Genomic DNA, 13,656 nt, shown 5'->3' on the forward strand with positions numbered 1-13,656 from the left:
ACGCTCGGCCCGCTTGTCGAGATCAATCAGGATCACGGGTCACAAACGCAGGCGGCTGCAAGGACGATAGAGCCGCGCGAAACGCCTTTGCTTGCTCGTTATCGCCCAGTTCCTCGGCTGCCTGCAATCGCAGCCTAAGCAACAGCGGATCATTGCCCGCACCGATGTTCGCCGCATGGTCCAGCAGCACTTTGACGCGGAGCCAATCTGCGTCGGCGGCGCTGCGACCAGCCTGCATGACAAGCGCCTCTGAATTGAGCGGATCTTGGGTAATCTGCCGCGCCAGCAATGTATCGGCGGCATCGTCATCTCCCGACAAGCGATAGGCCGCAATGATCTTACGAACGAGCGGCCATGACCGCCGCACACGCGCGGCATCTGCATAATCGTTTAACGCTGCAGAGGCATCTTTTGCGGACAGCCGCGCGTCGCCGGACAGCACCCTGATATCCGCCGATTGCGGATAATCGGCGGCGTATCGCTGTGCCAGCGTGGTCGCCTCTGACGCACGCCCCTTGCTCACCGCCGCGCGCATCTGCGTAGACGGCTGCGCAATGTCATCTAGAACGGCGCCGGTTTCGGTGATTGGCGCAAGTTCGCCCGCGTCCATATCGGCGGCGCGCTGCAAATATCGGGCCGCACTACCGCGCTGCCCCTGCCGCTCAAAAGAGCGCCCCACCAGCATGGTGATATACGGCGAGCTTGCCGGACCGTCCGCATAGCCGGCGAACCTCTCTATCAACTCGCGTTCGCGCCCGCCTAGCCACATTGCGCGGGCCAGCAGTTCTGCGGCGCGGATGTTGTATGGCTGTCTGACCAGCAATTGGTCGAGCGCGGTTACTGAGTTGTCAAAGTTGGCTTGCTGCATGTCGATAATTGCGCTGACAACGATTGCTGACGGAACGCCGCGATCCGCCATTCCGCTGCGTTTAAGCAGGCTGCTCGCCAGCACGGGATCGTGCGCGCGCGCGGCAAGGACCGCCTGAAGGTAATGCACCCGCGGATCGCGCGGGTCGATTTCGGCCAGCTTTCGCGCCGCTGTAAGCATGTCACGATGCCGCCCCAGATCGCCAAGCGTTGCGGCGTATTCGGCCAGCAGGTCGGGATCCTCGGGGTGCCGGGATAGCCCAGCCTCAAACCAGCGGAGCGATGCGGCTTTGCCATAGGCATCGCGGACGAATTGCGCCTTTAGCAGCATGGCGGGCGCTAAATTCGGGTCAAGCGATAGCGCGTAATCGGCCGCCTCCAGCGCCAGAAAATGCTCCCCGCCGCGAAAGCGCAGCCGGGCGATTGTCACCCACAAGCCGGCATCGCGAGGTTTCAGGGTAAGCGCCTCGTCCAGCAGCCGCCCTGCCCCTGGCAGATCGCCCGCTTCAATCGCGAACCGGGCATCTGCCACGATCCTGTCGAAATCGCTGCGTTCGGCGGTGTTTTCAGGAGCCGCCCCGCCTCCCGCCGTGCAAGAACTCAGCGCAACCGCGCTGGCAATGCACAGTCCAAAAAGGCGATAGCGCCGTTCACGCATGCAAATCGTATTGTTTGAGCAAGTCATACAGGGTGGGCCTGCTGATCCCGAGCATCTTTGCCGAATTGGAAATGTTGCCTTCGCTGCGCGCCAAGGCATGACGGATAACGCGGCGGTCGGCCTGTTCGCGCGCGGATTTGAGGTTCAGCACATCGGCGCTCTCATCATCCTCGTCATTGAAATCGAGGTCTTCCGCGCTCACCAGTTTGCCATCGGCCATGATAACTGCGCGCTTCACCCGGTTTTCCAGCTCACGGACATTGCCGGGCCAGTCATGCGTGTCGATCGCGGTAAGGGCATCGGGCGCGAAGCCGGTAACCGACGGGTTCATTTCCTTGGAAAACCGTTTCAGGAAAACTTTCGCGAGCAGGATTGCATCGCCGTGACGTTCCACAAGGCCGGGAATGCGCACGACGATTTCCGCCAGCCGGTAAAACAGGTCTTCGCGGAAAGTGCCCGCGCCGATCATCGCTTCCAAATCCTGATGCGTTGCGCAAACGATCCGTGTGTCCACCGAAATTGTCTTGCGCCCGCCAATGCGTTCGATTGTGCGTTCTTGCAGGAACCGGAGCAGTTTGACCTGCAATGGCAGCGGAATGTCGCCAACCTCGTCCAGGAACAGCGTGCCGCCATTGGCGCTTTCGATCTTGCCCTCGGTCGTCTTGACCGCGCCGGTGAACGCGCCCTTTTCGTGGCCGAACAGCTCGCTTTCCAATAGGTTTTCCGGGATCGCGGCGCAATTGATTGCCACGAACGGACCTTCGCTGCGGTCGCTGGCATCGTGCAGCCCTTGCGCCAGCAATTCCTTACCAGTCCCGCTGGCACCCAGCAGCATCACCGATACGCTGGTGCTGGCGACACGCTCAATCGTGCGGGCCACTTTCACCATTTCCGGCGCGCCAGTGACCAGTTTGCCGAGCACCGTCTTGTCTTCACTGGCATGGGCCGTGAGACGGCGATTTTCCGCCTCGATAAGGTGCAGATTATAGGCCCGGCGTACGATCAGCCCCAACGCATCGATATCCACCGGCTTCTGATAGAAATCATAAGCACCGCGTTCGATGGCCTGAAGCGCGCTTTCTCGCGCACCGTGGCCGCTGGCGACGATTACCTTGGTATCGGGCTTCAGCTCCATGATCGCGTCAAGAACGGCAAAGCCTTCGATCGTGCCGTCCGGGTCTGGCGGCAAGCCCAGATCGAGCGTCACGACTGCGGGCATTTCGCTGCGCAGGGCAGCGATTGCCGCATCCCTGTCGCCAGCGATCACAACCTCAAAATCTTCGTAAGCCCATTTGAGCTGGGCCTGCAGGCCCTCGTCATCCTCGACAATAAGGAGTGTGGGTTTCTTGTCAGCCATTTGCGACCTCGTTGTTGAATTCGTTCGACTGGTTTTCGGAATTGCTGCTGGCCGCGCCAAAACGGTGCGCCTCGGCCACGGGCAGGATGACACTGAAACGGGTGCCGATGCCTTCGCGCGATTCGACCACGATGCGCCCGCGCATAGCCTTCACCATTTCGCGCGCCTCGAACGCTCCGATGCCGAAGCCTCCCTGTTTTGAAGAGACAAACGGTTTGAACAGACCGCTGCGGACGAATTCCGGGCTCATTCCTTTACCGGAATCGATAATGTCGATCTGCCCGTTCAGCCCTTCGATTGCGGTGGTGAGGAAAATGGTCGAATTGTCGTCGCTTGCGTCAATCGCGTTCTGCACAAGGTGCATGATCGCTTGTTCCAAGGCCTCCCGATTGGCCATGACGCTGATATCGCGCGATTGCGTGAACGATACCGGGTGCACCGATTTAAACTTATCAGCCAGCTGCCGGCCAAATTCCGCGAGCTTTATTTCGGTCACGTTCTGCACCGGCCCCGCGCCATACCGGCCAAGCCGGGCGAGCAATGCGGAAAGTTTCTCTGACGAATTGCGCAGCGTGACTAGCATATCTGCGCGAAATGCGGGATTGTCCGCGTGTTTCTGCGCGTTCGCTGACAACAGCGAAAGCTGACTGGCGAGGTTTTTGATGTCGTGCATCACGAACGCCATGCGGCGGTTAAACTCGTCAAAGCGGCTTGCATCCATCAGCGCCTGCTGCCCTGCCTGTTCGGCCAGATAGCTCGCCAATTGCTGACCGACGACGCGCAGCAGATCGTAATCTTCCCAGTCAAGCCCGCGTTCGATGCGCGGACGGGCCACGACTATCGCTCCGACAAGGCGATCAAAATGGATTAGCGGGATGAGCGCCCAGACATCTTCGGCCTCTCTTAGCCAGGCGGGAACATGGGCCAGTTCTCCGTGATGTTCGACACCCCGCCGCACCTCATCCAGATCAAGGATATGACCGTGCTTTTCGAGCATTTCGCACAGCTCGTATTCGCCTGCGATGGCGGGCACAGCGATTGTCGGCCAGTTCCACCGCGCCGTCAGTTCCAGCTGCGCTTCCTCGTTGGATATGAGCAGCAATCCGGCCGGGCTGTCGGTGATATCGGCGACCGCCTTCACAGCGCGCTCATGAAAACTCGCACCGCCCGTGGTTCCGTGACCAATCGTGCTGGTAAATCGCAGCCATTCTTCGCGGTAATCATAGCGGTGCTGAAACAGGTGTTTCGTCGCTGTCACTCGCAGCCAGCCGCGCATCCGTTTGGAGGGAATCCATACCGCGGCAAGCACCACACCGAACACCACGAACATGACCTGACCCGCCCGGGCAAGATCGCCGCCCAACAGGGTGAGTGAGCGCGTCACCAGCACCATCACCAGCAGATAGCTGCTGATTACGAGCAAGGAGAGCGTTTGGAACGTTACGACGCGCGATGGTTTGAAATGCAACCCTGCGCGCGCCGCGTTACCGCCTACTGTCAGAACGGCAGCCATAAACCCTGCAACCAATCCGCGTCCTGCGACCAGGACGCCGGGATGCTCACCCACCAGATACGAGACGGTGAACAGGTTGAGATCATAAGCAAAGATGCCCGCCAGCGCGACGCCGCTCCAGCGCAAGATGATCCGCGATGCTGCTGCGGCCCCTGCATACAGGTTGTGCAGCAAAACCAGCGCGCCAATCGCGACGAGCATGTTGAGGATGGCTGACACTTCAAAACTGAGTGCGGCGATCTCCGGCACGAACCCGGCCCGAGCATTGACCAGTAACAGCACTGGCTGGAACATCTGCACCAGCGAAAGCGCGATGATAACAGGCCGAATGGGTTTCAGGCTTTCGTCCCTGCCATCGGCTGAAAACAGCCGGAAGATCATCGCGATCAGTGCAAGGTTGCGCGCTGTCTCTGCCAACACTGTCACTGGCTGCATCGGGCCGAGCGCCGCAGCTAGCGCGCACCACGTCGCAGTAAGGAAACTGGCCGCCAGCATTGGACCGCGATCCGGGCGCGAACGGTCGCCAAACCGCGCGATCCACATGCCCGCACCCGCGCTAAGCACGGCGCCTGCGATATAGCAGGCGAGGCTGGCATAAATCTCAAATTCGCCGAAACCGGGCATCAGCGCGCCCCTTCCGGCCAAAGGATGACGCGCACTGTCTGAAGCAGGATTACAAGGTCTAGAAACGGCGTGTAATTCTTTGCATAATACAGGTCGAATTCCAGCTTCTTGCGGCTGTCTTCGGTCGATGCGCCATAGGGAAAGTTGGTCTGCGCCCAGCCTGTAATGCCCGGTTTCACCATATGCCGTTCACCATAGAACGGGATTTCCTGCTGCAAGGAATTGACGAATTCGGGCACTTCGGGACGCGGCCCGACAAAGCTCATTTCGCCTTTCAGGACGCTCCACGTTTGCGGCAGTTCATCGATCCGCAATTTGCGAATGAAGCGGCCGATACGCGTGACGCGGGGATCGTTTTCGGTCGCCCACTGCGCTCCGTCTTTTTCCGCATCAGTTCGCATAGAGCGCAGTTTCACGACGCAGAACGGCTGTCCGTAAAGCCCCACCCGTTCCTGCCGAAAGAAAGCCGGCCCTTTGCTGTCGATTTTCACCAGCACCGCAAATAGGGCGATGATTGGCAGCGTTGCGATCAGCAGCAGCAGGCTGGCGATGATATCGAAAATGCGTTTGAACGCGCTGGAAATCATGCGTCCGCTCGAAAATCCGTCGGAGAAGATCAGCCAGCTTGGATTGACCGTATCCAGATCGACGCGCCCCGTTTCTCGCTCCATGAAGCTGGAGAAATCGTTGACATGCACCCCTTTGGTTTTCATCCGCAGCAAATCATCGAGCGGCAGCGCATTGCGCCGCTCTTGGAGGGCAAGCACAACCTCGCTTACGCCTAGATTTTCGACAAACCGGCCCAGATCGTGAATTGCCTCACGCGCAATCGCCTCTTCAACGACACGCTCGGGCTCGCTCATGGCGATATAGGAAACGATGGCGAACCCGCTTTCGGGTTTATCGCCCAGTTCCCGCAAACGCTGCGCCCGGTCTCCCGCGCCCAGCACCATGACCCGCCTGCGAAAAGCAGACGATCCGAGGAAGGCGTTGAGCAACAGGCGATCAGCGACGAGCACCAGAATGGCAAAGCCCATCGCGTACAGCAGCGTAGAGCGCCAGAATGTGTCGCCCGGAACCAGAAAATCGATAAATGCGAGGGCGATGACCCCCAGGCTGATCGCGACCAGCAACCGCGCGCCTGCAAATCTGAGGCTGCGCAAGGCGTACGGCCCGTAAACACCGACAGCAATCATCGCGAGCCAAACGACGCCCGCTGCCCCTGCGATGGCCAGCCAGCGATCGGAGATAGGACCAGCGTCCATCCCGATCTGCGCCGCGCGCAGCTGCCACGCGATTTCACCGGCGATGAACAACAGCACATAATCGAACAGGCCGAGCAACAGCACGGCATGCGGAATATAATGCTTGAAGAGGCGGATCATGGGTCGGACAAAGCTCGCAGGGGTTTGTTTGCAAGCTTCGTCCTACCCACGACTGCTTAAGTGTCGGTAAATTTTACATCGCCTTTCTTAAGCCCCGATTGGCGCGGGAGGCGATATTTAACCAAAGGTTGATTATTCGCCGGTCACTTCGTCAGCGACACCTTTTGCAGCAACGCCAATCTGGGCGGCCCCCCGCCCACCTCGCCAGCGGCATCAGTGATCGCTGTGTCCTTGGCAATTTCAGCCGCGCTCGTTTGCGAAAAGATGTAGACTGCGGCGGCAATTGCCAGAACGAGGATCAGCAGGAACACCCATTTGGCCCTGCTTCCCCTGCTTTCGATGTGGCCACCAGTGACGACGCGGGTCGTGTGCGTGTTGCCAGCTTCAACGCGTTCCGCTTTGTTGCAAATAAGTCATCCTTACCGGACCGGGTTTCCCACCATTCTCGCTGGAGCGGGGGTCAGACAGTCGACCCGTCCGCATCGCGGGCATCCCACGCCAAGCGGAACCGCGTCTTCGGGAGCCAGCGACACGCCGCGCGCATGGGCAAGTTCACTTGCGAAGCGTGCCTCCAACCCCAGAACCACCGCCTTGCGCGCAGAACAGGCCGCCCCGTCCACTTCGACCGTGCGGGCGATTGTGAACCAATGTTTCGGCACTGCCTCTCCCTCGCCGAAGGTTACAGCCTGACGCAGCAGCGCACCGCGATTTTCAAACGCTGCGTATGGCACCCATGCTGGCCAACGCGCCCCTTCGATGGGATGCACGGCCCCGCTGGCCCCTGCGGTGAAGTGCACCATGCGCCCTGTCCTTCCGAACCGTGCACTGAAAAACGGAAGACCGCGCTCTCCGACGCGCTGCAACGTCGTAAGGCGCTGGGCAATCTGATCAAAACTGGAGGCGAAGCGGCGCTGGAGGATATCGACATCATATCCGGTCTGCTCGCATGCGCGCAGGAACCGGCCATATGGCATCAGCAACGCGGCCGCGATGTAATCGGTCACATGCTCGCGAAACAGGTCGCGCGCTTCTGTTGAAGACAGGTTTGCTCCGGCGACCAGCGTCTCGATGGCATCGCGCTGCTCCAGCGCGCCGACTTGCCGGGCGATCTGGAAACGGCGCGCTGCTCCGGGCAACATTTCGGATAACTGCAGTTGGCGGGCGTGCAAATCGAGCCGGTGGACCAGCCCCGGCATCACCTCGGCAGGCAGGACGCGCACGGATAATTGGTGCTTTTCCCGAAGGCGCTCGGAAAGTGCAGCGCCGGTATCTCCGCTGGATAGGCGCAGCTCGTCTGCCGTGCGCTCCGATGCTTCGTCAATATCGGCAAAGTGATTCTGCCATTTCTCTACTGCTATGCGCGCCTCGCCCACCGGATCATCGCTCCGCATGGCGGCCTCTCCGGCGGTATCGTACAGCCGGGCAAAGGCGGCTGCAGCCTGCGGCGCGGCGGCGAGAAACTCCTGCACCTCCTCCCGGTCTATCCCGAGATCGGCAAAGCGTTTGTCGGTCATGCGCCTGACAAGGCCGTCCACGCCGCCGATCGCCTCATCTTCGCGCAGGGAGCGCGGGTCGAAATCGTATCGTTCGATCACCTGCACCAGAACGCGCGCCGATAACGGGCGCTGGTTACGTTCAATAAGATTGAGATAGCTGGGAGAAATGCCGAGCGAGGCCGCCATTGCAGCCTGCGTCAGCCCTTCGCGCTTGCGCAGCCGGCGCAGTGATGGCCCGGCGAGGAGTGAATTATCGCTCATCCGCGCTATGTAAACTTCTTTACAGAGTTACACAAGATTATCGCCGATCAGGCAGATACAGACACGAAAGTTTGTAATTTTTACTGTTGCAGCGCGCGCAATCAGGTCAGTGCGGTCTCACAAACCTCCCCAAACTCCCAAGGAGACATTGCATGACATACCAGAATACCATCGCGCAGATGCAGGAAATCATCAAGGCGAACGGCCCGAGCTGGGGCGCAATCGACGCCGAAGCGACCGCTCGTATGGCGATCCAGAACCGCTTCCCCACCGGCCTTGATATTGCAAAATACACCGCAAAGATCATGCGCGCCGATATGGAAGCTTATGACGCCAACCCTGCCGACTACACCCAGTCGCTCGGCTGCTGGCACGGGTTCATCGCGCAGCAGAAGATGATCTCGATCAAAAAGCATTTCGGCACAACCAAGCAGCGTTACCTCTACCTTTCGGGTTGGATGGTCGCCGCGCTGCGCAGCGAATTTGGCCCGCTGCCGGACCAGTCGATGCACGAAAAGACCAGCGTCCCCGCACTGATCGAGGAACTCTACACCTTCCTGAAACAGGCTGATGCCCGCGAACTGGGCGGACTGTTCCGCGATCTGGATGCGGCACGCGATGCCGGTGACGAACTGAAGGCGAAGGAAATCCAGAACAGCATCGACAATTACGAAACGCATGTCGTTCCGATCATTGCGGATATCGACGCAGGTTTCGGCAATGCCGAGGCGACCTATCTGCTCGCGAAGAAAATGATCGAAGCGGGCGCCTGCGCACTGCAGATCGAAAATCAGGTTTCCGATGAAAAGCAGTGCGGCCACCAAGACGGTAAAGTCACCGTTCCGCACGAGGATTTCCATCAGAAAATCCGCGCCTGCCGACACGCTTTCCTTGAAATGGGTGTCGAAGACGGCGTCATCGTCGCTCGCACCGATAGCCTCGGGGCGGGCCTCACCAAACAAATCGCCTACACCAAGGAAGAAGGCGATCTGGGCGACCAGTACAACGCGTTTCTTGATTGCGAAGAAGTTGATCCGACGAACACAAAGAACGGCGACGTATTCCTCAGCCGTGGCGGCAAACTGCTGCGTCCCAAGCGCCTGCCATCGAACCTTTACCAGTTCCGCGCTGGCACCGGCGAGGATCGCTGCGTGCTGGACGGCATCACCTCGCTGCAAGCGGGCGCAGATCTGCTGTGGATCGAAACCGAAAAGCCGCACGTCGAGCAGATCGCAGGCATGGTTGACCGCATCCGCGAAGTCGTCCCGAACGCAAAGCTGGTCTACAACAATTCGCCTTCGTTCAACTGGACGCTCAACTTCCGCCAGCAAGTCTTTGATGCGTGGGCAGAAGCTGGCAAGGATGTGTCGGATTTTGACCGTGAAGGGCTGATGAGCGTCAATTATGACGGCACCGATCTAGCCGCCGAAGCTGACGAGAAAATCCGCACCTTCCAGGCCGATGCAGCAAAGCGCGCGGGCATTTTCCATCACCTGATCACGCTGCCGACATATCACACGGCCGCGCTCAGCACCGATAACCTTGCCAAGGAATATTTCGGCGATCAGGCTATGCTGGGTTACGTCAAGAACGTCCAGCGCGAGGAAATCCGTCAGGGTATCGCCTGCGTTAAGCACCAGAACATGGCCGGCAGCGATATCGGCGATGATCACAAGGAATACTTCGCTGGTGAAGCCGCATTGAAAGCGGGCGGCAAAGACAACACCATGAACCAGTTCGAAGCTGCTTAAGCGGCTTGGAGAGGAGGTTCCCGCAAGGCCATGCGAAACTTGATCTTGCGGGAACCGATCTCTCCCCCCATTAGCTTCATCATTATCCCTCAAGGAGAGAGACAATGAGCGATACCGATACTCCAAAGACCGAACCTTCGCGCGCACGCGCGCTGCTTTCCACAGCAGACATGAAACTGCTTCGCCGCGCACTGGAAAGCCACGCCCGCAACACCGAAGACCGTGAAGAGCTCGCCAAAATCAACGCCCTGCACCACCGGCTTGGCACTTACGTGCCTGCCGCCAGCTAAACAGGCGTTACCCGAACCAGTTCTCCTGGGGAGGAGAATACGGCCGCCGGAACAGGGGAAACCCTGGTTCGGCGGCCGTCATCGTTTGGGCAGCTTGCGCCCAGATATTACGGTGATCAGCCGCCCGATTTGGGCATCAGGTCCAGTGTCGCAGCCGTTAGCGCCTCTGTTGCCGTCGCGATGACAACAGGGGCATCGGGCGCCCAGAACGGTGAATGCAGCGAAACAAGTTCAGCCTCGCCGCGCTGGGACGCTTCGTATTTGTCCTGCGGAACGCCGCCGACCCAGAAGATGAGCGATTCCACGTTTTCAGGATCGGCGCGGCGGAACTGTCCAAAATCCTCGCCGCCCATCACACTGGGCACTTCGAAAATGCGCCCTTCGAAACGGCCATTCAGGCCGGCCATCACTCGGTCGGTAAACTCCGGGTCATTATAAGTCGATGGCGTGTACGGATCCTGCACAGACACCTCTGGCAGCTTATCTTCGGGCATGCCTGCTGCCATAGCTTCGGCGCGGGCGATCCGCTCAATCCCTTCAAGCAGACTTGCGCGAACTTCGTCTGTGTAGCTGCGCACCGTGATCTGCAAACGCGCCTCATCCGGCACAATGTTGTGCTTTGACCCGGCCTGAAAACTGCCGACAGTCACTACCGCCGGTTCCAGCGGGCTAATTTCGCGGCTCACGAGTGTTTGCAGGCGCATCACGATGCTGGACCCGATTACAACGGGATCGATGGTCGTATGCGGATACGCGCCGTGTCCGCCCACGCCCGGTATCGTCACATCGACGCTGTCGACATTGGCCAGCGCATAACCTTTGGAATAACCGATAAATCCGGCGGGCGCCTGCGCGGCGTCGTGAAATGCGAGGACGTAATCGGGTTTAGGGAAGCGTTCATAGAGGCCGTCTTCGAGCATCGCCAGTGCGCCTTCGCCGATCTCTTCTGCCGGTTGCAGGATCATGACGAGCGTGCCCGACCATTCATCCTTGCGTTCGGTCAAAAGCTGCGCTGCGCCGACCCATGCTGCCATATGCAGGTCATGACCGCAGGCGTGCATGACGCCGGTTTCAACGCCATTGGCGGGTACCGCCATGCGTTTGGAGGCATAGGGCAGTCCGGTCTGCTCAATCACCGGTAGGCCATCCATATCGGCGCGCAGCATGACCGTAGGCCCTTCGCCGTTGCGCATAACAGCGACCACACCGGTCCGCCCCACCCCTTCGGTGACTTCAAAGCCGAGAGCGCGAGCACGAGCGGCGAGTTTTGCCGCCGTTTCGACTTCCTGAAAGCTGAGCTCTGGGTTGGCGTGCAAGTCCTTATACAGCTCCATCAGCGCCGGCATATCCGCCGCCACTTCCCCGCGCAGATCGTCCGCGTGGGCTGGCGCCGCCATTATGGCAGCCATCGCTGCACCCGCTGTCAAAACCCGTTTTAGCACTGCATTCTCCCCGTAAAGTTCGCGTCGTCGTTATAGCCCATACCAGAGCACAAGCAGGATCGACAAAGTCGTCACCATCAATGCCACCAGCGGCACGCCGGTGCGCACGTAATCTGCAAAGTCGTAATTGCCCTCCGCCATGATCAGCATATTCGTCTGATAGGCAATCGGGGTGGCGTAACATAGGTTGCAGCCGAACAGCACGGCCAGCACCAGCGGCTCTGCCGGCAGGCCAAGCTGAGCGGCGATGCTGAATGCAATCGGCGTGCCGACCGTCGCTGCGGTCGCATTTGACGCAAAGTTCGTCAGCACGGTCACAAACGCCATGATGGCCGCCAGAACCAGCGCAGGCGGCAACACACCCAGCCCGATGGAGAGCAATTCTCCCAGCCACATCGCAGCCCCGCTTTCATCAATGACGCGGCCGATTGCGATACTCGCGGCGACCAGCACGATGACCTGGCCCGACAAAGCCCGGCCGACGCGGTCGAACTTCACACATCCGGTCACAAACATCAGGATCGCACCAGCCAACGCGGAAATCGCGATGGGCAGGATGCCGAATGATGCGAGCAGGACCGAAAAGCCCATGATTGCCGCTGAAAGCACCGCCTTGGAGCGCCGCGGAAGCTCGCGCACACCTTCGAGCATGAGCAGACTGTCCGCGCGGGAAAATGCCTCCAGATCGTATTGCAGGCCCATCACCAGCAGCACGTCGCCTTCCATGATTCGCAGATCGCCGCCGGTTGAATACTGGTCTTTCTCTCCCAAAAGCCGTTCTGGCCGGTGGATGCCGAGCACCGCGACCCCGTAAAGATCGGCAATGCCTGATGATGGCAGCGTGCGTGTCAGCAGGCGGCTGTCGGCTGTCACCGTCATTTCTACGACGAGGATGTCTTCATCCGCAGCCGATGCGTTGCGTTTGATCCGGTCGAGCACCCAGTTCGGAGCAAGTTCACCCTTCAGATCGCGAACGGCGTCCTCCAACCCTTCGTGCGTGCCGGAGAGATGCAGCCGCTGCTGCGCCTGTAACGGCCCCTTTGGATCGCCGTGGAAACGGATCCCCTCCGGTAGCTTGGTCAGCAACTGCTTCGCGTCCATACCGACCAGCTGGCTTTCCCCGCCGATACGCAGCCGGGTGTGGAACCGGCGGACATTATCATCCGCCTCGGTCCGGTTGTCATCCAGCAGGCGCGGCATGACGAGCCACATATATGGCAGCGCGACCAGCCCGGCGAGCAACACGAGCGGGGTGAAATCGAACACGCCGATCTCGCGCATCCCAAGATCAACCGCGATCGAGACCACCAGAATATTGGTGGATGTCCCGATGGTGGTCGCCAATCCGCCGAGCAGAGACGCAGAATTGAGCGGCATCAGTGTTTTCGAAGTTGGCAAGGCGCCCCGGCTGGCTAGCGCGGCAAAAATCGGGATCATCAGCACCAGAACCGGCGTGTTGTTCACGAACATCGAGAGAAAAAAGCCGATCAGCAGCGATACCAGCAGACCAAGCTGCAGGTTCACCTTGAACACCCGTTCCAGCACACGCGCCGCCGGTTCCAGCGCGCCTGTAACGACTAGCCCCCGGCCCATCACCATCAGCGCGCAAATCGTGATCAGCGCGTAGTGTCCAAAGCCCCCGAATGCGAGCGCCAGCCCGTCAATCGGGCGCGTCCCTTCCAGCGGGAAGAAATAGAGGCCAACCGCGATGACAGCGATGGTCAGCAGCGACACGATCTCGATCGACATGCGTCCGCGAACGAAGCCGACGAACATGAGCACCGTAACAATCATTGCAGCGAGTGCGTGATAGGATGGGAAATCGACCATGTGGCTTCGCGCGATGTCTCAACTTACCGCAGTAAGATCAAGCGATTTTAGCCTCCATGGGCCACTGCGGGACTTTCGTGGCGCGCCGTTTCTCTGCGGCGATCCGAATTCAGGACATCAGCGGACCACGTGCACCGCCATCCAATCGCGTGAAAAGCGTCAATGCGCTCTTGAAGCGGCGA

General features: G+C 59.8%; 10 protein-coding genes. 2 read left to right on the forward strand and 8 right to left on the reverse strand.

Annotation, left to right across the window (positions count from 1 at the left end; all coding sequences use genetic code 11):
• Positions 1 to 22 precede the first annotated feature (22 nt).
• The 6 genes from ACGHU1_RS01775 to ACGHU1_RS01800 all read right to left on the reverse strand — a co-directional run bounded on the left by ACGHU1_RS01775 (position 23) and on the right by ACGHU1_RS01800 (position 8,161).
• On the reverse strand, positions 23 to 1,525 hold the full coding sequence (locus ACGHU1_RS01775) for a tetratricopeptide repeat protein (RefSeq protein WP_390582810.1): 1,503 nt from the start codon (positions 1,523 to 1,525) through the stop codon (positions 23 to 25).
• Positions 1,518 to 2,882, reverse strand: a complete 1,365-nt coding sequence (prsR, locus tag ACGHU1_RS01780; protein WP_390582812.1) for a PEP-CTERM-box response regulator transcription factor — start codon at positions 2,880 to 2,882, stop codon at positions 1,518 to 1,520. Before prsR ends, ACGHU1_RS01775 begins: the two co-directional genes overlap by 8 nt.
• On the reverse strand, positions 2,875 to 5,019 hold the full coding sequence (prsK, locus tag ACGHU1_RS01785; RefSeq protein WP_390582814.1) for an XrtA/PEP-CTERM system histidine kinase PrsK: 2,145 nt from the start codon (positions 5,017 to 5,019) through the stop codon (positions 2,875 to 2,877). The genes prsR and prsK overlap by 8 nt, the downstream gene beginning before the upstream one ends.
• The gene (locus tag ACGHU1_RS01790) at positions 5,019 to 6,404 is read right to left on the reverse strand and encodes a TIGR03013 family XrtA/PEP-CTERM system glycosyltransferase (protein ID WP_390582816.1); all 1,386 of its coding nucleotides are present in this window, start codon (positions 6,402 to 6,404) and stop codon (positions 5,019 to 5,021) included. The genes prsK and ACGHU1_RS01790 overlap by 1 nt, the downstream gene beginning before the upstream one ends.
• Before the next feature lie 143 nt (positions 6,405 to 6,547).
• Positions 6,548 to 6,715, reverse strand: coding sequence for a hypothetical protein (locus tag ACGHU1_RS01795; protein WP_390582817.1), 168 nt, complete (start codon positions 6,713 to 6,715; stop codon positions 6,548 to 6,550).
• A gap of 108 nt (positions 6,716 to 6,823) precedes the next feature.
• A complete protein-coding gene (locus ACGHU1_RS01800) occupies positions 6,824 to 8,161 on the reverse strand; it encodes a short-chain fatty acyl-CoA regulator family protein (protein WP_390582819.1) in 1,338 nt (445 codons plus the stop codon).
• 152 nt (positions 8,162 to 8,313) lie between these two features.
• Between ACGHU1_RS01800 and ACGHU1_RS01805 the strand changes: the two genes are divergently transcribed.
• The gene (locus ACGHU1_RS01805; RefSeq protein ID WP_390582821.1) at positions 8,314 to 9,912 is read left to right on the forward strand and encodes an isocitrate lyase; all 1,599 of its coding nucleotides are present in this window, start codon (positions 8,314 to 8,316) and stop codon (positions 9,910 to 9,912) included.
• 104 nt (positions 9,913 to 10,016) lie between these two features.
• Positions 10,017 to 10,202 (forward strand): hypothetical protein, encoded by a 186-nt coding sequence (locus ACGHU1_RS01810; RefSeq protein ID WP_390582822.1) that lies wholly within the window; start codon positions 10,017 to 10,019, stop codon positions 10,200 to 10,202.
• 116 nt (positions 10,203 to 10,318) lie between these two features.
• Here ACGHU1_RS01810 and ACGHU1_RS01815 read toward each other — a convergent pair whose 3' ends face one another.
• The gene (locus ACGHU1_RS01815; RefSeq protein WP_390582824.1) at positions 10,319 to 11,611 is read right to left on the reverse strand and encodes an amidohydrolase; all 1,293 of its coding nucleotides are present in this window, start codon (positions 11,609 to 11,611) and stop codon (positions 10,319 to 10,321) included.
• A 63-nt stretch (positions 11,612 to 11,674) separates the two neighbouring features.
• Positions 11,675 to 13,474, reverse strand: coding sequence for an SLC13 family permease (locus ACGHU1_RS01820; protein ID WP_390582826.1), 1,800 nt, complete (start codon positions 13,472 to 13,474; stop codon positions 11,675 to 11,677).
• Positions 13,475 to 13,656: the final 182 nt, after the last annotated feature.

Origin of the sequence: Erythrobacter sp. MTPC3, from assembly GCF_042854385.1 — a bacterium.
Classification (GTDB): Bacteria; Pseudomonadota; Alphaproteobacteria; order Sphingomonadales; family Sphingomonadaceae; genus Erythrobacter.

What these genes read in the sequence shown, in the direction of transcription:
- prsK (WP_390582814.1), bottom strand. Translation starts at nt 5,019, where the DNA reads ATGCCCGGTTTCGGCGAATTTGAGATTTATGCCAGCCTCGCCTGCTAT.
- ACGHU1_RS01800 (WP_390582819.1), bottom strand. Translation starts at nt 8,161, where the DNA reads ATGAGCGATAATTCACTCCTCGCCGGGCCATCACTGCGCCGGCTGCGC.
- ACGHU1_RS01815 (WP_390582824.1), bottom strand. Translation starts at nt 11,611, where the DNA reads ATGGCTGCCATAATGGCGGCGCCAGCCCACGCGGACGATCTGCGCGGG.
- ACGHU1_RS01805 (WP_390582821.1), top strand. Translation starts at nt 8,314, where the DNA reads ATGACATACCAGAATACCATCGCGCAGATGCAGGAAATCATCAAGGCG.
- ACGHU1_RS01820 (WP_390582826.1), bottom strand. Translation starts at nt 13,474, where the DNA reads ATGGTCGATTTCCCATCCTATCACGCACTCGCTGCAATGATTGTTACG.
- ACGHU1_RS01790 (WP_390582816.1), bottom strand. Translation starts at nt 6,404, where the DNA reads ATGATCCGCCTCTTCAAGCATTATATTCCGCATGCCGTGCTGTTGCTC.
- prsR (WP_390582812.1), bottom strand. Translation starts at nt 2,882, where the DNA reads ATGGCTGACAAGAAACCCACACTCCTTATTGTCGAGGATGACGAGGGC.
- ACGHU1_RS01810 (WP_390582822.1), top strand. Translation starts at nt 10,017, where the DNA reads ATGAGCGATACCGATACTCCAAAGACCGAACCTTCGCGCGCACGCGCG.
- ACGHU1_RS01775 (WP_390582810.1), bottom strand. Translation starts at nt 1,525, where the DNA reads ATGCGTGAACGGCGCTATCGCCTTTTTGGACTGTGCATTGCCAGCGCG.